General features: G+C 61.5%; 18 protein-coding genes. 4 read left to right on the plus strand and 14 right to left on the minus strand.

Translation table 11 applies throughout. The features are described 5' to 3' along the window. Positions 1 to 37: 37 nt before the first annotated feature. Genes SJY36_RS14085 through puuE form a run of 5 tightly spaced genes read right to left on the minus strand, consistent with a single transcriptional unit; the run spans position 38 to position 5,487 of the window. The gene (locus tag SJY36_RS14085; RefSeq protein ID WP_386175932.1) at positions 38 to 1,261 is read right to left on the minus strand and encodes a urate hydroxylase PuuD; all 1,224 of its coding nucleotides are present in this window, start codon (positions 1,259 to 1,261) and stop codon (positions 38 to 40) included. An 11-nt stretch (positions 1,262 to 1,272) separates the two neighbouring features. Then, positions 1,273 to 2,715 carry a uracil-xanthine permease family protein gene (locus tag SJY36_RS14090; RefSeq protein WP_005850223.1) on the minus strand — a complete coding sequence of 481 codons (1,443 nt, stop codon included), beginning with the start codon at positions 2,713 to 2,715 and terminating at the stop codon, positions 1,273 to 1,275. A 59-nt stretch (positions 2,716 to 2,774) separates the two neighbouring features. Further along, complete coding sequence (locus SJY36_RS14095) at positions 2,775 to 3,266, minus strand: ureidoglycolate lyase (RefSeq protein ID WP_386175935.1); 492 nt, start codon at positions 3,264 to 3,266, stop codon at positions 2,775 to 2,777. Beyond that, positions 3,263 to 4,078 carry a bifunctional allantoicase/(S)-ureidoglycine aminohydrolase gene (locus SJY36_RS14100; RefSeq protein ID WP_386175938.1) on the minus strand — a complete coding sequence of 272 codons (816 nt, stop codon included), beginning with the start codon at positions 4,076 to 4,078 and terminating at the stop codon, positions 3,263 to 3,265. The genes SJY36_RS14095 and SJY36_RS14100 overlap by 4 nt, the downstream gene beginning before the upstream one ends. Beyond that, a complete protein-coding gene (gene puuE / locus SJY36_RS14105) occupies positions 4,075 to 5,487 on the minus strand; it encodes an allantoinase PuuE (RefSeq protein WP_386175941.1) in 1,413 nt (470 codons plus the stop codon). Before puuE ends, SJY36_RS14100 begins: the two co-directional genes overlap by 4 nt. Positions 5,488 to 6,092: 605 nt before the next feature. Here puuE and uraH point away from each other — a divergent pair. The 3 genes from uraH to SJY36_RS14120 all read left to right on the plus strand — a co-directional run bounded on the left by uraH (position 6,093) and on the right by SJY36_RS14120 (position 9,936). Then, positions 6,093 to 6,452 (plus strand): hydroxyisourate hydrolase, encoded by a 360-nt coding sequence (uraH, locus tag SJY36_RS14110; protein ID WP_005850231.1) that lies wholly within the window; start codon positions 6,093 to 6,095, stop codon positions 6,450 to 6,452. Between the two features lie 93 nt (positions 6,453 to 6,545). Then, the gene (gene deoC, locus SJY36_RS14115; RefSeq protein ID WP_386175944.1) at positions 6,546 to 7,547 is read left to right on the plus strand and encodes a deoxyribose-phosphate aldolase; all 1,002 of its coding nucleotides are present in this window, start codon (positions 6,546 to 6,548) and stop codon (positions 7,545 to 7,547) included. A gap of 49 nt (positions 7,548 to 7,596) precedes the next feature. Beyond that, complete coding sequence (locus tag SJY36_RS14120; RefSeq protein WP_386175947.1) at positions 7,597 to 9,936, plus strand: aldehyde dehydrogenase family protein; 2,340 nt, start codon at positions 7,597 to 7,599, stop codon at positions 9,934 to 9,936. Positions 9,937 to 10,015: 79 nt separating this feature from the next. Here SJY36_RS14120 and SJY36_RS14125 read toward each other — a convergent pair whose 3' ends face one another. From SJY36_RS14125 to SJY36_RS14155, 7 genes are all read right to left on the minus strand, one after another. Beyond that, entirely contained in the window at positions 10,016 to 11,338 is a 1,323-nt protein-coding gene (locus SJY36_RS14125; RefSeq protein WP_386175950.1) for a M16 family metallopeptidase, read from the minus strand. After that, on the minus strand, positions 11,335 to 12,678 hold the full coding sequence (locus SJY36_RS14130) for a M16 family metallopeptidase (RefSeq protein WP_386175953.1): 1,344 nt from the start codon (positions 12,676 to 12,678) through the stop codon (positions 11,335 to 11,337). The genes SJY36_RS14125 and SJY36_RS14130 overlap by 4 nt, the downstream gene beginning before the upstream one ends. 92 nt (positions 12,679 to 12,770) lie before the next feature. After that, positions 12,771 to 13,274: a DUF3035 domain-containing protein gene (locus SJY36_RS14135; protein WP_386175956.1), complete on the minus strand. Its 504-nt coding sequence runs from the start codon at positions 13,272 to 13,274 to the stop codon at positions 12,771 to 12,773. A 62-nt stretch (positions 13,275 to 13,336) separates the two neighbouring features. Beyond that, positions 13,337 to 13,846 (minus strand): signal peptidase II, encoded by a 510-nt coding sequence (lspA, locus tag SJY36_RS14140; RefSeq protein WP_168592271.1) that lies wholly within the window; start codon positions 13,844 to 13,846, stop codon positions 13,337 to 13,339. Between the two features lie 18 nt (positions 13,847 to 13,864). Next, positions 13,865 to 15,451 (minus strand): bifunctional phosphoribosylaminoimidazolecarboxamide formyltransferase/IMP cyclohydrolase, encoded by a 1,587-nt coding sequence (gene purH / locus SJY36_RS14145; RefSeq protein WP_386175960.1) that lies wholly within the window; start codon positions 15,449 to 15,451, stop codon positions 13,865 to 13,867. A 17-nt stretch (positions 15,452 to 15,468) separates the two neighbouring features. Continuing rightward, entirely contained in the window at positions 15,469 to 17,217 is a 1,749-nt protein-coding gene (locus SJY36_RS14150; RefSeq protein ID WP_386175963.1) for a heparinase II/III family protein, read from the minus strand. 123 nt (positions 17,218 to 17,340) lie between these two features. Next, on the minus strand, positions 17,341 to 18,612 hold the full coding sequence (locus tag SJY36_RS14155; protein ID WP_005850248.1) for an RsmB/NOP family class I SAM-dependent RNA methyltransferase: 1,272 nt from the start codon (positions 18,610 to 18,612) through the stop codon (positions 17,341 to 17,343). 90 nt (positions 18,613 to 18,702) lie between these two features. On the opposite strand from SJY36_RS14155, the gene SJY36_RS14160 reads away from it, so the two are divergent. Continuing rightward, positions 18,703 to 18,978: a DUF1674 domain-containing protein gene (locus SJY36_RS14160; RefSeq protein ID WP_005850250.1), complete on the plus strand. Its 276-nt coding sequence runs from the start codon at positions 18,703 to 18,705 to the stop codon at positions 18,976 to 18,978. A 101-nt stretch (positions 18,979 to 19,079) separates the two neighbouring features. Here the strand turns inward: SJY36_RS14160 and SJY36_RS14165 are convergent, their stop codons facing one another. Then, positions 19,080 to 19,436, minus strand: coding sequence for a dihydrodipicolinate reductase (locus SJY36_RS14165; RefSeq protein ID WP_235183737.1), 357 nt, complete (start codon positions 19,434 to 19,436; stop codon positions 19,080 to 19,082). 89 nt (positions 19,437 to 19,525) lie between these two features. Next, a complete protein-coding gene (gene dapB / locus SJY36_RS14170) occupies positions 19,526 to 20,341 on the minus strand; it encodes a 4-hydroxy-tetrahydrodipicolinate reductase (RefSeq protein WP_386175966.1) in 816 nt (271 codons plus the stop codon). Positions 20,342 to 20,344: the final 3 nt, after the last annotated feature.

The raw sequence follows: 20,344 nt of genomic DNA on the forward strand, positions 1-20,344 counted from the left end.
AGCCGCGAATACGGATGGTTAACGCTCGTCGGCGAGGTTAATCCTGTGTGGCTGCATTGAACCAGGCGACGATCTCGGCGCGTTCGCTGGCCTGCATATGGCTCAGGTTGGCAGGGGGCATCGCATCGGTCACGCCTGCTTGCAAATAGATTTGTTTGGCCGCGCTGGCGATCTGATGTTCTGTCTCAAGCCGGATGGATTTCGGCGGCCAAAGCAGCCCGTCCCACGCGGGTTCTGCCGCATGACACATGCTGCACCGACCGCGCACGATATCATGCACCCGGTCAAACCCTTCGGCCTGGGCAAAGCGCAGTGCGGGGCCGGTGGCCTCTTCCGGCTCGACGCTGCGAAACATCGGCGCGGTCGACAGCCACATGATCGTAACGAACAACAGCGCGGTGACCGCCCATGTCCATGTCGGATTGCCCTGACGCGCGTGCAGGCTGTTGAAGTAATGGCGGATCGTGACCCCCATCAGAAACACCAGTGCCGCAATCAGCCAGTTCATTTCCGACGCGAAGGCCAGCGGGTAGTGGTTGCTGAGCATCAGGAAGATGACTGGCAAGGTCAGATAGTTATTATGTGTGCTGCGCTGTTTGGCGATCTTGCCGTATTTCGCATCCGGCACCCGCCCCGCCTTGAGGTCGGCCACCACGATCCGCTGGTTCGGCATGATGATGAAGAACACGTTCGCCGACATGATCGTCGCGGTGAACGCGCCCAGATGCAGCAACGCTGCACGCCCCGAGAAGACCGAGGTATAGAAATAGGCCATCCCCACAAGGATCACATAGAGGCCGATCATCAGCCGTGTGTTGTTATCGCCGAATTTGCTTTTGCAGATCTGGTCGTAGACAAGCCAACCAAAGCCAAGCGACAGAAGGGAAATTCCCACGGCCTGCCAGTTCGCGAGTTCTGCGACAGCGGGATCGACAAGATAGAATTCCGCCCCGAGATAGTAGACCAGGATCAGCAAGGCAAAGCCGGAAAGCCACGTCGAATAGCTTTCCCATTTGAACCAGATCAGATCGTCGGGCATCTGTGCGGGGGCCACCAGATATTTCTGCACGTGATAGAACCCGCCGCCGTGGACCTGCCATTCTTCCCCGTCCGCGCCGGTTTTGAGGTTGCGGTCGCGGTGCAGGCCCAGATCCAGCGCGATAAAGTAGAACGACGACCCGATCCACGCGATGGCCGTGATGACATGCACCCAGCGAACCGCAAACTCGATCCAAGCGCCAATGGCGGCCATATCGTACATGGGGTGGCTCCTTAGTGTAGCGTCTTGGGTGTATGCGGCAGTTTACCCTTAGAACTGCCTGACAACCCGCCCGAGACTTCCTCGGTTGATTCCTCTGCCAGTTCTTCGGGCAGAAGCAGGTTCAGTACAATAGCAATCAGGGCCGCGGGAAGCAGGCCGCTGGTCAGCAGGATCTTGGCCGTATCGGGCAGGTGTTGCACCGCGCCGGGTTCCAGCTGAAGCCCCAGACCGATCGAGATCGAGATGGCAAAGATCACCATATTGCGGCGGTTCCAGTCCACGTCGGACAACATCGACATGCCAGCGGCCACGACCATGCCGAACATCACGATAACCCCACCGCCCAAAACCTCGATCGGGATGGTGCGGATTACACCGCCGACCTTGGGGACCAGCCCGCAGAGGATCAGGAACAGCGCGCCGACGGTGACGACGTGGCGGCTCATCACGCCTGTCATGGCGATCAGGCCGACGTTCTGGCTGAAGGATGTGTTGGGCAGCCCCCCAAAAAGACCGGCGACGGCGGACCCGATCCCGTCGGCATAGGTCGCGCCCTGGATTTCGCGGTCGGTCGCCTCACGGCCCGCGCCGCCCTTGGTGATCCCGGCAACGTCACCCACGGTTTCAATCGCCGAGATAAACGCCATCAGACAAAAGCCGATGATCGCCGCTGCCGAAAACTCGAACCCGTATTTCAGCGGATTGGGCAGCGCGAAGGCGGCAGAGCGTGACCACGACCCGCTGATGTCGCCAAAGCTGAGCATCCCCACGGCCAGCGCATAGATATACCCCACGATCAAGCCGATCAGCACAGCCGAGATCGACAGCATTCCGCGGGTGAAAAACTTGATCCCCAATGTGACAAAGATCACCACCAGCGCGGCCGACCAGTTCAGCAGGCTGCCATAGGCAGGCGTGCCAATCGCGGGCACACCACCGGCAGCGTATTGGATTCCCACCTTGACCAGCGCCAGGCCGATCATCGTGACCACCAACCCCGTAACAAGCGGCGGCAGGGCAAATCGGATCTTGCCGATGAACAGCCCTAGAAAGGCGTGGAACATACCGCCGATCACAACCCCTCCGAACAGCGCGGCAAGCCCGTCCACACCCTTACCCGCCACCAGAGGGATCATGATGGGGATGAACGCGAAAGACGTGCCCTGCACAATCGGCAGCCCTGCCCCGACAGGCCCCAGCGTCAGCGTTTGCAGCAGCGTCGCGACACCGGCAAACAGCATCGACATCTGGATCAGGTACAGCAGTTCGGGAAAGTCGGGCGAGTTCGACCCGAACCCAAAGCCCGCCGCGCCCGCGATGATGATGGCGGGGGTGACATTGGACACGAACATCGCCAGCACGTGCTGAACACCCAGAGGAATAGCGCGATACAGCGGCGGCATGTAATTGGGGTCGCGCAGTTGTTCCGGCGTGCCGATGGCGTGGCGTGTCATATCAAATGTCCCTTGTTGATCACTGGCCGCTATTTGTGCGGTCCGATTATCTGCGGGGTTTACCCCTTGATCACATAAGGCGGGTCCAGCGGGTATTCGTCAAGGTTGGGGCTGGTGCCGATGCGGTCCACCACGGCGAAAAGCCCGGGCTCTGCCAAAGGGGTAAGCACGCCGTGCCATGTCCCGCGGTGAAAGTTCACGCCTTGATGCGGTGCCGTCAAGAACGCCAGCGGTGTGCCGGGGGTATCGCCCTCGTCGGGTGCCACGATCACAAGAAACGGCGCGCCCGTCAGTGGCAGGAAGGCTTGCGACCCTTCGGGGTGCCGTTCAAGCAGGTCCAACTGATACGGCAGACTACGGGCCTGCGCGTTAAAGATGCTGATGCCCGCGCGACCCTCGGGCCCGAAATCCAGCTTTGCCAGATCATGGTGCCGCCCACACAGCCCCGCGTTGATGATCCGGTCCGGCGCGCCCGACGCGTCCAGCACTTCACCGAAAGGGGCGAAGGCATCTGCGGTCAGGGGCTGCACAGTGATCTCGCGCAGGCTCATAGCGACAGCGGCATGTGGCGGTTCACATCCTTATACAGCAGATAACGGAAGGGTTCTTGCCCCGTTGCAATACAGGCCTGCGGACAAAAAGCACGCAGCCACATGAAATCTCCCGCTTCAACCGGCACCCAGTCGCGGTTCAGCAAATAATCCGCCTTGCCCTGAATGACGTAAAGCCCGTGTTCCATCACATGGGTCTCTGCGAAAGGGATGCGCCCGCCCGGTTGGAAGGTCACGATATTGACGTGCATGTCGTGGCGCAGATCGCCTGGGTCCGCGAAACGCTGGGTCGCCCAAGCGCCATCGGTATCGGGCATGTCAATCGGCGCGACTTCGTCGTCATGGGTCACGAATGCCTCCGACGCATCCATACCCTCCACGGGCACATAGCGCTTGCGCACCCAGTGCAAGCCGCAAGGCGTATCGCCGGTGTTCCACAGCGTCCATTTGGCCGCAGGGGGAATATAGGCGTAAGACCCTGCCACAAGATCATACCCCTGCCCGTCCAGCGTCAACCGTGCGCGGCCTGTGGCCACGAACAAGACCGCTTGCGCCTGCGCGTCCGGTTCGGGTGTGTCGCTGCCGCCCTTGGGGGCAAGCTCTACCGCGTATTGCGCGAAGGTTTCTGCAAATCCGGTCAGCGGCCGCGCCAGCACCCAAGCGCGTGTGTTCACCCATCCGGGCAGCAAGCTGGTTACGATGTCCCGCTGCACCGAAGCTGGGATCACCGCGTAGGCGTCGGTGAACACAGCCGTGCTTTCAGGCGAGACAGTCTGGTCCGGCAGACCGCCGGGGGGGAAGGCATAGGTCATAGCATATCCTCTAAACGCAGCCGTGCGATCCGTTCGACCTGTGCGCATGCGGTGGTAAATTCATCTTCGGTTGCGTTGGCGATGCGGGTCTCGAACTGGCGCAGGATGCCGTCCTTGTCGTGATCCTTCACCGCGATGATAAAGGGAAACCCGTGTTTCGCGACGTATTGGCTGTTCAACGTCTCGAAGCGGGCGCGCTCGGCATCGGTCAAGGCGTCCAGCCCGGCGCTGGCTTGTTCTTGCGTGCTTTCAGCCGTCAGCCGTTTGGCCGCCGCCAGCTTGCCCGCCAGATCGGGGTGCGCGGTCAGCACGCCCAAGCGTTCCGCCCGCGTCGCCGACCGGAACATCCGCGCCAAAGCATTATGTATCCCCGCGACAGAATTATGCGCGGGCCCTAGTTCAAGCTCGTACGCGCGTTCGGCGATCCACGCTGAATGTTCGAACACCCCACCGAATTTCGCGACAAAGCTGGCGCGGTCCATCTGGTCCAGACGCAGGCGCGGCTGAGGCGGATGGGTGACACGCCAATGCTCTGCGATGTCGATGCGGCGCGGCGTCCAGACGCCTTCGAACCCTTTGATATAGTCGATAAAGCGTTTCAACGCCTGTATCCGTCCGGGCCGCCCGATCAGACGGCAATGCAGCCCGACCGACATCATCTTGGCCTGCCCGGCGCTGCCTTCGGCATAAAGCGCATCGAAGGTATCGCGCAGATAGGCATAGAACTGATCGCCCGAATTAAAGCCCTGCGGCGTGGCAAAGCGCATATCGTTGCAATCAAGAGTATAGGGGATAATCAGCTGATCGCGCCCTGCCACCTGCATCCAATAGGGCAGATCATCGTCGTATGTATCCGAGATATAGTCGAAGACCCCCGTCTCTGCCGCCAGCGCGACCGTGTTCACAGAGCTGCGCCCCGTGTACCAGCCACGCGGCGCTGTGCCGACGACCTCGCGGTGCAGGCGGATCGCCTCGTCCATGTCGGCGCTTTCAACCTCGGCGGTGTGGTCCTTGTAATCGATCCATTTCAGCCCGTGGCTTGCGATTTCCCAATCGGCCTGGGTCATCGCCTCTACCTGCTGCGGGGACCGCGCCAAGGCGGTGGCGACGCCATAAACGGTAACAGGGATATCCGCTCCGGTGAACAGGCGGTGCAACCGCCAAAAGCCCGCCCGCGCGCCGTAGTCATAGATGGATTCCATGTTCCAGTGACGTTGCCCCGGCCAAGGGGCGGCCCCGACGATCTCGGACAAGAAGGCCTCTGATGCGGCATCCCCGTGAAGCAGACAGTTCTCGCCGCCTTCTTCATAGTTCAGCACGAATTGCACCGCGATCCGCGCGCCGCCCGGCCATTGTGCATCAGGCGGTGTGGGGCCGTAGCCGTGAAAATCACGAGGGTAGCGTGTCATGGGATCGTCCTTTGGTCAGCGCCTGCGCGCGCGCGGGGAAACCGCGCGCTGCGGGCCGTTGTTTTAGTCAACCAACGGTTTTCTGGCACTGATTTTTCGCAATGTACAGCCAGCCAACCCTTCCCGAAAGGTCGGCCGGCTGCCAGATCGGCTCGAGTGGCCCTGCTCTCTTATAGCGAAAGTTCTAAGGCGCTGGCCGGCCTGAAACTCAAACACATACAGGGGGCATATCGGGCGGGAAAGTGAGTGGAAGGGGCCGCTCTTGCTGCGCTATGCAACACGAGTCCTGTCGGCCCCTGCCCAATGATCGTCGCACCACGTGCGACTTGCCCGATCATAAGAATTCTGTCCCCCAGAATACATACTCGGATTGTATGGGTCGCTGGCAGGCAACACCTCCGATTGAATGTTGTGTACCATATAGGCGCAGGATGATTCGCGGCTCAAGCAAAAACGATTCGGTAGGCGAATTATTTTTCGCCATCGCCCGAATCACCGCCTCTTTCAGCGCTGGCGCGCCCAGAAAGCCGACTGCAGATCCGCCATTGACCTAGCCCGACACCCACCTATCGTAAGGGTCCAACGGATCAGGAAAGACCCCACCCATGGCAAACGGCTATTTGACGACGCATGTTCTGGACACCGCACGCGGCCGCCCCGCAGGCGGGCTGGAGATCACGCTTTACCGGATCGAGGGGGCCAACCGCATGAAACTGGTGCAGATGACCACCAATGCTGACGGTCGCACCGACACCCCGATCTTGCCTAAGGGCCAGTTTGCGGCTGGCACCTACGAGCTGGTGTTCGAAGCCGGGGCCTATCTTGATGCCATCGGAGCGGAGCCCGAAGCACCGCGTTTCCTTGACCAGATCCCCCTGCGCTTTGGCATTTCGGATGCGGATGCGCATTATCACGTGCCGCTTTTGCTGTCGCCGTTCGGCTATTCAACCTATCGCGGCAGCTGAACGCCGCTGGCGGATGTGACGTGAAGGCGCGATGCTTGCATTGCGCCGTTGCCCCGTGGCACATTGCCTGTCTGATCAGACAGGAAAGCGCCCATGTCCACGCATGTATATGACCCGACCGAACTGGCCCAAAGCCACCTGCCACAGGTGACTGAACCCCGCAATCCGGGGATGCCGCTGGATATGGATTGGATGCGCGCCGTGCAGGTGAACTCCTCTGCGGTGGAGCGCCGCGCCGTGGGTTTGCCCGCGCGCCGTTCCGTGAAGAAAGAGTATCAGGCCGCGTGGCTGCTGCGCGCCGTCAGCTGTATCGACCTGACCACGCTGTCAGGGGATGATACCGCCCGCCGTGTCGAGCGGCTTTGTGCGAAGGCACGTCAACCGATTGCGCCCGCGCTGCTGGACGCGCTTGGCATGTCGCAGATCACCGTGGGCGCGGTCTGTGTCTACCACGAGATGATCGCCCCCGCCAAAGCAGCACTGCAGGGCACAGGCATCCCGATTGCCGCCGTCTCGACAGGATTTCCCGCCGGTCTCTCCCCGTTCGAGCTGCGTCTGCGCGAGATCGAGATGAGCGTCGCCGCCGGAGCCGCCGAGATCGATATCGTTATTTCGCGCCGCCATGTGCTGTCAGGCGACTGGCAGGCGCTGTATGATGAAATGCGTGCCTTCCGCGCCGCTTGTGGCGATGCGCATGTCAAGGCGATCCTCGCGACCGGAGAGTTGGGCAGCCTGCGCAACGTCGCGCGTGCCTCGCTGATCTGCATGATGGCGGGTGCTGACTTCATCAAGACCTCCACCGGTAAGGAAAGCGTAAATGCGACCCTGCCCGTGACCCTCGTGATGATCCGCGCGATCCGCGACTATTTCGACCGCACCGGCTTCCGCGTTGGCTACAAGCCCGCGGGCGGGATATCGAAGGCGAAGGACGCGCTGGTCTATCTAGCCATGATGAAAGAGGAATTGGGCGACCGCTGGTTGCAGCCCGACCTCTTCCGTTTCGGGGCCTCGTCGCTGTTGGGCGACATCGAACGTCAGCTCGACCACCATGTGTCGGGCAGCTATTCCGCAAGCCATCGTCACGCTATCAGCTGAGCCGCGTGAAACCAATGTCGGATTTGAGTATTTTGAAAAGGGTGAACCCATGAGCGTGTCCGAAATCTATGAAACCATGGACTATGGGACGGCACCGGAAAATGCCGCTGACGCACTGGCGTGGCTGGTCGATCAGGGCAGCCGTTTCGGGCATTTCATCGACGGCGCGTTCACCGAGGCGCGGGATGATTTCGAAAGCCGCAACCCCGCCAATGGCAATGTGCTGGCGACGTTGACGCAGGCCAGCCAGGCAGAGGTCGACACCGCGGTTGCCGCGGCGCGCAAGGCGCAGCCCAAATGGGCCAAGCTGGGCGGTCACGGGCGGGCGCGGTTCCTTTATGCGCTGGCGCGGTTGTTGCAGAAACACAGCCGGTTGTTCGCCGTGCTGGAAACGCTGGACAACGGCAAACCCATCCGCGAGGCGCGCGATGTGGATGTGCCCTTGGCGCAGCGGCATTTCTATTACCATGCGGGCATGGCCCAGTTGATGGAGTCCGAACTACCCGACGCAGAAGCGCTTGGCGTATGCGGGCAGATCATCCCGTGGAACTTCCCGCTGCTGATGCTGGCGTGGAAGGTGGCCCCTGCTTTGGCGATGGGGAATACGGTGGTATTGAAACCGGCGGAGTATACGTCGCTGACCGCGCTGCTGTTTGCCGATATCTGTGTGCAGGCAGGCCTGCCCAAGGGTGTCGTGAATATTGTCACCGGTGACGGTGCCGTGGGCGAGATGATCGTGCAGGCTGAAGTAGACAAGATCGCCTTTACCGGATCGACCCCTGTCGGGCGGCGCATCCGCGAGGCGACCGCCGGAAGCGGCAAGGCGCTGACGCTCGAGCTGGGGGGCAAGTCGCCCTATATCGTGTTCGACGATGCGGATCTGGATTCGGCCGTCGAGGGGTTGGTCGACGCGATCTGGTTCAATCAGGGGCAGGTCTGCTGTGCAGGCTCGCGTCTGCTGGTGCATGAGCCCGTGGCGGATCGGTTCTATGCCAAGCTGCGGGCGCGGATGGCGAAGCTGCGGGTCGGTGATCCGCTGGACAAATCCGTGGATGTGGGCGCGCTGGTGGACCCCGTTCAGGTGCAGCGCGTGACCGAAATGGTTGCCGCCAAGACCAGTGGCGAGGTGTTTACCGCGGGCGATATCCCCGCGACCGGATGCTACTATCCACCCACATTGATCACCGGCATGAACCCTGCCGATCCCTTGATGCAGGACGAGATCTTTGGCCCCGTGCTGGTATCCACCACCTTCCGCACCCCTGCCGAGGCGGTCGAGCTGGCCAATAACACCCGCTACGGGCTGGCGGCGACGGTCTGGTCCGAGAATATCAACCTCGCGCTGGATATCGCGCCCAAGCTGGTATCGGGCATCGTCTGGGTGAACGGCACCAATATGATGGATGCGGCGGCGGGCTTTGGCGGTGTGCGCGAAAGCGGCTTTGGCCGCGAAGGCGGCTGGGAAGGGCTGGCGGCCTATACCCGTCCAAAAACTACGCAAAAACCGTTGAAAGAGATCACGGCCTTTTCCGGCAGCGGCACGCCAACGGACCCGATCGACCGGACAGCCAAGCTTTATATCGGCGGCAAGCAAAGCCGCCCCGACAGCGGATATTCCATACCGGTCTGGGGCAAGTCCGGCGATCTGCTGGGCCATGTCTCGCTCGCGTCGCGCAAGGATGTGCGCAATGCCGTGGAAGCGGCTCATGCCGCAAGGGGGTGGAGCAAGACCACCGGTCATCTGCGCGCGCAGATCCTGTATTACATCGCTGAAAATCTGGCGGCACGCGGGGATGAATTCGCGCGGCGTTTGGATGCGATGCAGGGCACAAAATCCGGCAAATCCGAGGTCGATCTCGCGGTCAAACGTCTGTTCACCTACGCGGCCTGGGCCGACAAATATGATGGGCAGGTGCATGGCGTACCGATCCGCGGCGTGGCGCTTGCCATGAAGGAACCTGTGGGCGTGATCGGCGCGCTTTGCCCGGCGGAGGCACCTTTGCTGGGGCTGATCTCTTGCATGGCACCGGCGATTGCGATGGGTAACCGGATCATTTTGTCCGCCAGCGGCCCCTTCCCGCTTGCTGCGACGGATTTCGTGCAGGTGCTTGAAACATCTGACGTGCCGGCGGGTGTGGTGAATATCCTGACTGGGCCGCAGAAGGACATCGCCGAAACACTGGCGCGGCATATGGACGTGGATGCGGTCTGGAGCTTTGGCGACAAGGCGCAAAGCGAAACCGTCGAGCGGGCCAGCGCGCAAAACCTGAAGCGCACATGGGTCAACAACGGCATGGCCCGCGACTGGGACGGCGCAGAGGGTGAAGGCAAAGCGTTCTTGCACGCCGCGACCGAGGTCAAGAATATCTGGATCCCTTACGGCGAATAACCTGCCGATGTTCTGAAACGAAAAACGGGCGCTGAGAAGCGCCCGTTTTTTGTGTCTAGTCCTGTGGTGAAAGCAGCGGTCAGTCGCTTTCCTGCGCCGTGGCCTCGATCCCTTCGGGTTGGCCGACAACAACAAAGGCCAGCCCGTCAGGGTCCAGCAGGTCGCCGGCAACACGTTTCACATCATCCAGCGTCACCGCCTCGACCTTGTCGTTGCGCGTGGCGATATAGTCGATGGGCAGGTCGATCATCTGCATCCCCACAAGGATGCTCGCGATGGTCTGGTTGCCGTCAAATCGCAGCGGGTAGGAGCCTGTGATATAGGTCTTGGCATCGTCCAACTCTTGCTGGGTCACGCCCTCGGCCGCGGCTTTGGCCCATTCGTCCTTGATCACATCCATCGCCTGCCCGATCCGGTCGTTCGCCGAACTGACCGATCCTTGCCATGTTTCAGCCAGATCCATTGGCACCAGATAGGAATAGACGCCATAGGTCAGCCCGCGTTTCTCGCGCACTTCGGTCATCAGACGGCTTTCGAACGATCCACCGCCAAGCACTTGGTTCAACACGGTCGCGGCAAAGTAATCATCATCCTTCTGGGAAATGCCCTTTTGCGCAAAAATCGCGACAGATTGGGGCGTCGGGAAATCGACGACCGTGGTGCCCGACGGGATAGAGACCTCGGCCTGTGGGGGCAGCGGTGCACCGGTTTCAGGCAGGTCGCCCAACAGTTCGTCAAGCATCAGGCCCAGCTCTTCTGGCGTGATGTCCCCCACCGCACCGATGAAGATACGGTCGCGCGCCAGCACAGCCTTATGTGCCGCGACGAGGTCATCGCGTGTCAGAGCGGTCACCGTTTCTTCGGTCCCGCTGAGCGGCGAGCCGTAGGGGTGATCGCCATACAGCAGCTCGTCCATCTTTTTGCGTGCGATATCGTTCGGGTCTTTCGCGCTGGAGCGGATCCCCGAAAGCACCTGCCCGCGCACCCGTTCAATCGCATCCGGGTCAAACCGAGGCGTCTGCAACGCCTGTTTCAACAACGCGATCGAAGCATCCTGATTTTCGGTGAGAAACCGCGAGGATACGGAAAGCGCGTCGTCATCCACGCTGAACCGGAAGCTGCTGGCCAGCCCTTCGGCGGCACGGGCGAACTCGCGTGCGTCCATGTCACCGGCCCCCTCTTCCAGCAGGCCCGTCATCAGGTTGATTGCGCCGCGTTTTTCGGGGGCATCCAGCGATGCACCGCCGCGAAAGCGCACATCAAGTGCGACGAAGGGGATCGAATGTTCCTCTACCAGCCACGCGGTGATGCCACCGGGGGACGTCACCTCTTGGATGTCCACCTCTGCCCGGGCGGGCAGCGCGGCCAGAACCGTCAGGACGATTGCGTAAAACAGTCTCATTCCGTCACCTCTTCGCGCATCAGCCACCCTGTGACAGAGGCTTCGCGGTTAAACACATCTTTGGCGGCCTGCATGATGTCTTCGGCTGTCACGGCCTCAAGCACATCCGGCCAGTCCTGCACGTCCTGCACGGTCAACCCGATGGCAAGGGCGCTGCCATAGCGGTTGGCGACGCTGTCGGCGTTATCGCGGGCATAGATTTGTTCGGCACGGACCTGTTGCTTGATCCGTTCAAGTTGCTCGGCATCCACCCCGTCTTTCATGAAACCCGCGATGGCGGCGTCCATGGCATCTTCGGCGTCCTGCAAGGACACGCCCGGTTGCGGTACGACGACAAGGTTAAAAGTCGTATCGTCCAGCGATTGACCGCTATAGAACGCCGCTGAATAGGTCGCGACAGGCGCGTCAAACTGCAGTTTTTCAGCGAAATAGGATGTGGTGCCACCGCCCAGCAGTTCGGCCAACATGGTCAGGGCCGCTGCGGTTTTCTGGTCGCCGGGATCACGTTCCTGCGCCAGATAGGACCGGCTGACGTATTCCTGTGCAACGCGGTCATCGCGAAAGATCAGGCGCCGTTCGGCGGTCTGTGGCGGCTCTTGCGTCCGCGATCGGTCGGGCAGATCCGGATTGGCGGGGATCTTGCCGTAATATTGCTCTGCCAGGGTGCGAACGTTTTCAGGCTCTACATCCCCAGACACGACAAGGATCGCGTTGTTGGGGGAGTAATACAGCTTGTAGAAATCCAGCGCATCCTGCAGGTCCAGCGCGCGCATCTCGTGCATCCATCCGATGATCGGCGTGCCGTAGCGGTGGTTGAGGTATTGCGCGGCATTAAGCTGTTCACGGAACAGTGCGCTCGGATCATTTTCGGTGCGCTGGTTGCGTTCTTCGATGATCACATCCCGTTCGGTCGCGATGTTTTCCGGTGTCAGACGGATGTTTTTCATCCGGTCGGATTCCATCTGCATCATCAGTTCAAGCCGGTCCGCGGCAACCCGTTGGAAATAGGCGGTATAATCATAGCTGGTGAACGCGTTATCGCGCCCGCCATTCTTGGCAACCGTGGCTGAAAACTCGCCCGTCTCCATCTTGTCGGTGGCTTTGAAAAGCAGGTGTTCCAGAAAATGCGCCACGCCCGACGACCCTTTGGGTTCGTCCGCCGAGCCAGCGCGGTACCACACCATCTGCTGCACAGCGGGGGCGCGGTGGTCTTCGACGACCACGACCTCCATCCCGTTGTCCAAGGTGAAATGCGTGACGTCTTCGTTGTCACGCGCAAGCGCGGCTGTGGTGGGCAGCGCAAGCGCCAATAGGGCCCCGAGGGCCGGTAATCTGATCATGGTCGGTCCTTTGAGCAGGGTCCTGAGACCTCTTACTTACGCCACCCCACGGGGTGATCAAGGGACCTAACAGAATTGTAATTCGGCCAGCGTCACTCTGCCGGAGGGGCGGAGGGCGTGCGTGCACCGGCCCGACGCCAGCGCGCGGCTTCGCGGGGGGCATCAAGGATCTGGCGTTTGTAGGCTTGGTCGTAGCGATCTGTCGGCACGATCTTGATCTGCGTGAACCGCGCCTTGCGCTTGCGGAACGCAGCATCGGTTTCGGCAAGTTCCTGACGGATGTTCGCTGTCACGCCCATGCGGCTGGCCTGTTGCACCAGCGCGGCGTCCGAGGCGGGGATGCCGGTTGCATTGCTTTGCGGTGTGCCGCCAAAGGCCAGAACCCCTTCGGCAATCGCGTTGCGGTCCGTCAGGTTCGCCTGCCCCGGCGTTGGCACGGGCAGCGCGTTATAGCTGTCAGGCTGCTGCAGGGGTTTGGAGGGCTGGACCATGAATTCGTCAGGCCCTTTCGCAGTGCTGCGAATGTCCCGCAGGCCAGTGTTGCCGCAGGCCCCAAGGGCAAGCGGTAGCAAGACAAGAGCGGCGACAAAGCGCATGACGGATCTCCTTAAGGACTTGTTAAGGTCTTTGTACCAATATCGCAGTCACGCGGTAATTGTCACTGGCCTTTTTTCTGGGCCTTTTTCGGTGTGGCTTTCGCCGGTTTTTTGGTGTCGCCGGTAAAGTAAATCAGCCCCAAAGCGCCCGCAAAAATGAAGACATCGGCGATGTTGAACACGAAAGGATTATTGATTCCGCAGCAAGACATGTTCAAGAAATCAAGTACATAGCCGTAGATCAGGCGATCAACCACATTGGCCAACGCACCCCCGATCAGCAGACCTGCGCTGATATTGGCCCAAAGGCTCATGGTTTGGCGGCTTGCCCAGATCAGCACGCCCACGCAGATTGCACAGGCCAGCCCGATGAGGATCCAACGGCTTGCGTCGGACCCATCACCGAAAAGGCCAAAATTGATCCCGCGGTTCTCGCCGTAGCGAAAGTTGATCAGCGGCGGCAATACGTCGATGGACCGGATACGGCTAAGCTCCATCGTATGCACGACAAGATACTTGCTGAGCTGATCCGCAAGAAACGCCGCAAAACCGGCCCAAAAAATAGTACGCATAACGACCGCTTTCCGTGGTTAGTGGCGGAAGTGGCGCATGCCGGTAAAGACCATGGCAAGCCCGGCCTCATCCGCTGCTGCGATCACTTCGTCATCCCGCATCGACCCGCCGGGCTGGATAAGCGCTGTCGCCCCTGCTTCTGCGGCAGTGATCAACCCGTCAGCAAAGGGGAAGAACGCATCGGAAGCGACGACAGAGCCCTGCGTCAGCGGTGCGGGCAAGCCCATGGCTTCGGCCATATCCTGCGCTTTGCGTGCGGCGATACGCGTGCTGTCGACACGGCTCATCTGGCCGGCACCGACGCCCACGGTCGCGCCATCCTTGACGTAGATGATTGCGTTGGATTTTACGTGTTTCGCGACGGTCCAGGCGAACATCAGGTCCGACAGCTCTTGATCGGACGGCTGGCGCTTTGTCACGACCTTCAGGTCATCCATGGTGATGCGGCCAACGTCTTTGTCCTGCACCAGATAGCCCCCCGACACCTGACGAAACGACAACGCTGCCTGTGCCGGATCGGCCAGACCGTTGGTGGTCAGCAAGCGCAGGTTCTTCTTCTTGCCAAAAATCTCCATCGCTTCGGGTGTAGCGTTCGGCGCGATCACGACCTCGGTAAAGATCGCGCTGATCGCCTCGGCTGTTTCGGCGTCAAGCGTCTGGTTCAGCGCGATAATCCCGCCAAAGGCGCTGGTGCGGTCGCAGTCGAACGCGCGGGTATAGGCATCCACCATCGACGTGCCTTGCGCCACGCCGCAGGGGTTGGCGTGCTTGATGATCGCACAGGCAGGCCCTTTGGCCGGATCGAATTCGCTGACTAGTTCAAAGGCGGCATCGGTGTCGTTGATATTGTTATACGACAGTTCTTTACCCTGATGCTGGGTCGCCGTAGCAACACCGGGACGTGCCGAGCCATCGGTGTAGAAGGCCGCTTGCTGGTGGGGGTTCTCGCCGTAGCGCAAGGTCTGCGCCAGCGTGCCGCCCACGGTACGACGACGCGGGGTGTCCCCGACCTGCGCGGCCATCCATGTGCTGACAGCCGTGTCATAGGCCGCCGTGCGGGCATAGGCTGTCTGCGCCAAACGCTGGCGCAGCGCATAGGTGGTCTGCCCGTTATTCTCGGACAGTTCGTTGATCACTGTCGCGTAGTCTTCCACATCGACGATCACATTCACAAAACCGTGGTTCTTCGCGGCAGAACGGATCATCGCAGGGCCACCGATATCGATATTCTCGATCACCTCGGCATATTCCGCCCCTTTGGCGACGGTTTCTTCGAACGGGTACAGGTTCACCACAACCAGATCGATCACGCCAATGTCATGTTTGTCCATCGCCGCGACGTGTTCGTCATTGTCACGCAGCGCCAGCAACCCACCGTGCACGACGGGGTGCAGCGTCTTGACCCGACCGTCCATCATCTCGGGGAAGCCGGTGACCTCGGACACATCTTTCACCTTCAGACCTGCGTCGCGCAGCGCCTTGGCGGTGCCGCCGGTGCTCAGCAATTCGACCCCATGCGCCGCGAGCGCCTGCCCCAGCTCGACCAGACCGGTCTTGTCAGATACGGAAAGAAGCGCGCGGGAGACGGGGTGTAGATCAGGCATCGGGGAGGTTCCTTTGGTCAGTCTTGGTCATCATATGGATCGTCGAGCGATAAATCTCGCACGCCAATCGCAGTTTCCTGCGCTTTGGACAAGGACCACCTGACCCTGCTCGCATAGTCGACGACCCGCCCGCTAAGCAGAATTTGCACCGACGCGCGGGGTTTCAGCCGGTTGCGCTCAAGGTAAACACTTGGTTCCAAAGACAGTTTATGCGTCCCATCATGACGGAACACCCAGATCTCGCCGCTTTTCTGAGCCATGGAAATTGCCGCCCCGCCCAGATCGACGGTGGCATCCACATCCGGGTGCAGATGGAAACGAATCTCGAACGGGATACCGGCAAGTTTCACCGCATCCATTTCCCGATCAAAGACACGCTTTTCAGCGGGCTCTATCGCGAGCAGCATGTCCTCCCCCGCGAGGCCGCGACCGTCGTGGGTCAGTTCCAGGCTGCGGGCATGGGTCAGGCCAAAGCCCGCGACATAGCCATTATGCGCGCCCTGAAACTGGGTGCCATCCCCGACGGAGCCGATTTCGACGGGCACGTAGGTCGGGCATTCGATCAAAGCCTCGGCGCCCGTGTGCCGGTCGGGCTCTGCCAGACGCGCGCTGGAATAGCCGCCAAGTGACAGGCCGGAATGCGACGGTGTCGCACGCCCCGCGCGCCGCCAATCAGCGCCAAATGAATTGCCCGGCCCGCAGTTCACGACCAAAGGCCGCCGCCCGCTGGTCAGTTCGAACGCAAGCGTAGAGGCATGGGCATTGAACGATGCGGCCCCGCCAGGGGGCGGGCTGGCGTCGACGATCACACTGGTGCGCCCTGCGGACAGGCGCGCATACCCCATCGACAGCCCGTCCGGCTGGCGCGTCTTGATCTTCGCCGTGGCCAGCGCGTGATCCAGCCAGCCTTCGGCCCCGCGCCCGCCGCCATGAAACCGCGCCAGCCCGCCGTCGGAATGCCGCAGGGTGCGTAGGGTGGGCGCGATGCGTTCGATCGCCTCCATATGCGCAGTTGGCGTGCCGCGTCCCGCATCGCTTAGCGCGGCGGCGGCCCATGTCAGAAGGGTAAATGCGTGCAACAGCTCTTCGGGGTTGCGGGTGGGCAGGCCGCCCTGCGCATCAATCTGCGCCTCGCATTCGCGGGCCAGTGCCTTGATCGCCGGATCGGCGCGCGCCTCTTGCCCCTCAAGCGAAAGACCGGCGTAGATCAACCCGGTCAGCGCCTCGAACCGCGGCAATCCCGGGGCTGCGGCATGCCAGCGACGCGACAGGAAATCCGTTTGTTCGACCAGCGAGCGATAGAAGACATCGCTTTCGTCCTGCGAGGTGCCACGCAGTACAAACAGCGCGTGGTTGATCCAGCGGATCAGCCGCCGGCCGGTCAGATCAGGGGTCCAGCCGATGCCTCGGCCCTTGCCGTAATGGTCGATCCAGCCCCAAAGCCAACGCTGCGCCGTGCCGCGGGCGCGCACATCGCCAACCGCAGCCAGATCATCCATCCAGGCGAAACCGTGCAGATCACGCGCGAAATCCTGATCCGGCGTGGCGACTTCCCACAGGCTTGACGCGTCCGGCGCTTCGATCAGACTGCCGGAAAACAGGAGGTTGCCCGCGATCAGCTGCCGGCCCCGCGCAAAAGACCCGATGGTGCGCGGTTCGGGAGAGGAAACGAATCCCCTCGCTTGGGTACGCGTTTTGGTCGCGGCACGGGCGTGCCACCGGTTTAGAAAACGCGTTTTTCGCGCATTGAAGCTGGTACTTGTCATGCGGCTGCCCTTGTACGCTCTGCTGGCGTTTTGCGGATGTTAGCCGCTGTTGCCACCTGAGTCACCGCATTTTGACACGGGTTTTTGCGGGCGACGCAAATCCTCCCGCGTCAGGTTAGGCCTTTAGGCGTCCTTGCGCAGGCAGGCGATGTAAAACCCGTCCATGCCACCCAGTTCAGGCCAGTAATCGGGGCGCAAACGCAGGCCGCCCTCTTGGGTTGTCCACGCGGGATCAACACCGGGCACAGCCAAAGCGTCGCGGTCGACGCGCATATCCGCATGACGTTCCAACGCCTCGTCGACCTGCACTTCGCCTTCGTCGGGCAGCAGGGAGCAGGTGCAGAAAATCAAGCGCCCCCCGGGGTTGAGCAGGGACCACGCATGGTCGATCATTTCCGACTGCAGCTCGATCAGATCACCGAATTCGGACCCATCCTTGGCGTGGGGCAGATCGGGGTGACGACGGATCGTGCCCGTAGCAGAGCAAGGCGCATCCAGCAGAATCGCGTCAAACGTCCCCTCGAACCGGCGCGCATCGACGACAACGACTTTGGCTGGCAGATGCACCCGTGCAAGGTTTTCCCGAACCCGCTGCATCCGCTGCTTGGAGTTATCGACCGCCGTCACCTGCGCACCTGCGGCGGCAAGCTGCATGGTTTTGCCCCCGGGCGCGGCGCAAAGGTCGAGCACGGCCTCGCCTTTTTGTGGCGCAAGGATTTTAACGGGCAGCGCCGCGGCGGCGTCCTGCACCCACCAATCGCCTTCGGCAAAACCGGGCATGGTGGTGACCTGCCCCGCATCGGCGACGCGCACCGAACCGGTGGGCAAGACGGTGCCGCCCACGGCCGCGGCTAAACCTTCAGGATCTCGTTTCGCGGTCAGATCCAGTGGCGCACCTGCGAAATGCGCGGCTTCGATACCTGTCATCGCGTCGGGCCCCCAGGCTTCGGTCAGCGGGCCGCGCAGCCATTTTGGCAAGCGCGGCGCGCGCAAGGCCGCCCATGCCTCTGGCCCTTCGGCGGCGATTTTGCGCAAAACGGCATTGGTCAGCCCCTTGAGGTGCCCGAGTTTCTTATGCGTTGCCACCAGTTCGACCATCGCATTCACCACGCCGTGGGCCGCGCCGCCCTGACACAGTTCGACGGTGCCGACGCGCAGCGCGTTGCGCACGGTCAGCGGCGGGTATTTCGACAGGTGTTTCTGCAACAGACGGTCGGCGCGTTCCATTCCGCGCAGGGTATCCATTGCCAGACGCTGCGCCCGTGCGCGGTCATCGGGGGGCAGCTTGTCCAACGCCCCCGCCGACAAGAGCTCTGACATCAGACGTTCTTCCCCCAGGATCATATCCAAAAGGTACACCGCACTTCTGCGGGCCTGAACGCCGGTGTCTGACATGCGATACGCTTTCTTCTTTGGGGTGCCCGGGTTGTCTGGGCTTGGTTCCGGCGTATATCAAGGGGACAGTGGCCTCAAGAGGATGAGAGTATGACCGAAGCCGGCAAACGCCCCATGCCAAGCCCACCCCATGATCCGACACCCATGCCGGAGCCCGGGCCGGATATCCCGCCAGAACCCACGCCCGACCCGATGCCGATGGTACAAGAGCTTCCCGCCGCCGCGCAGCGCGCGCTGGCGGAGGCCGCCGAACGCCGCAAGGCCGCGCAGGCGCTGGACCTGCCGACAGAGCTTGGTGGTCGCGACGGACCAGAGCCTGTCCGCTACGGCGATTGGGAGAAAAAGGGCATCGCTGTCGATTTTTAAGACACGTGCCCCCTATGCGCTGAATCCCCCATGCGCTGACAATGCGTCGCGCAGATCGAGATTACGGCCAAGCGCCCTGTGGCGCTTGCACATAGGCGAGGCTACTTCAACGAAAAGACCGCTGACTGCCCTGCCCCCTTATCCGAGGTAAAGCGGATTTTCCCACCGTTTACAGCGACTTCCTGACAATTGTAGCCAAGGTCGTCATCGCCCCAGATCAGGCTGCGGCAGAAATACCCGCCCTTCCAGACCCATTGGCCCGACACATCCCACACGGCACCTGTACCCGATATGCCGCCGCTTTCGGTGACGCGCAATTCGACCAGCGGGCGAGTCAGTGTTTTACCTTCCACCACCGAAACGAAATCGCGCTGGCTGTCCAGTTTCTGGAATTCTGCCCAAGCGGCCCCGGTCAGCGCAAAGAACGCCGCGCAGGTCAGTAACGTCAGTTTTTTCATCACACCCTCCAACCAGATTGTTCCCATGAACATACGGGCCAGAGGTTAAGATAGTTTCACCACGGTTAAGCGACAGGGCGGCGGGAGCGTCAGTCGTTCAGGCCCAGAACATCCAGCATATCATAGGCTCCGGCAGGTTTGCCCTGCCCCCAAACGGCAGCTTTGATGGCACCGCGCGCGAAAACCGCGCGATCCGACGCGATGTGGCGCAAGATGATTCGCTCGCCCGCGGCGGCGAACATAACGTCATGTTCGCCCACAATGTCGCCCCCGCGGATCGCTGTGAACCCGATGTCACCCCGCTTGCGCGCGCCGGTGATCCCGTCACGCCCGCGGTCAGAGACATCCGCCAGCGCGACGCCGCGCCCTTCCGCGGCGGCTTCGCCCAGCATCAGCGCAGTGCCCGACGGCGCGTCGACCTTCTGGTTGTGATGCGCCTCTATCACCTCGATATCAAAGTCTTCATCAAGCGCGGCAGCGACACGTTTGGTCAACTGGGTCAAAAGGTTAACACCCAGGCTCATGTTGCCCGCCCGCACGATCACCGTCTGCTTTGAAGGTCCGTCCAGCTCGCCGATCTGCGCGTCGGTCATACCGGTGGTGCCGATAACATGAACCACACCCGCATCAGCCGCGATCTTGGCAAAGGCGAGTGTCGCTTCCGGAGCGGTGAAATCAATGACGGCCTGCGCGCCTTGCATCGCCTCTGCCGCGTTATCGGTCACGATCACGCCAACGGCAGTGCCGCCCATAGCAACACCGATATCCTGACCGACCCACGCATGTCCGGCACGTTCAACCGCACCCGCCAGATGCACCCTGTCGCTGGCAGAAACCTGCCCAATCAACATCTGGCCCATGCGGCCCGAAGCCCCTGTAATCACTATGCCGGGTGTATCGCTCATGTT

The organism is Sulfitobacter sp. R86518 (assembly GCF_042466275.1).
Taxonomy (GTDB): Bacteria; Pseudomonadota; Alphaproteobacteria; order Rhodobacterales; family Rhodobacteraceae; genus Sulfitobacter; species Sulfitobacter pontiacus.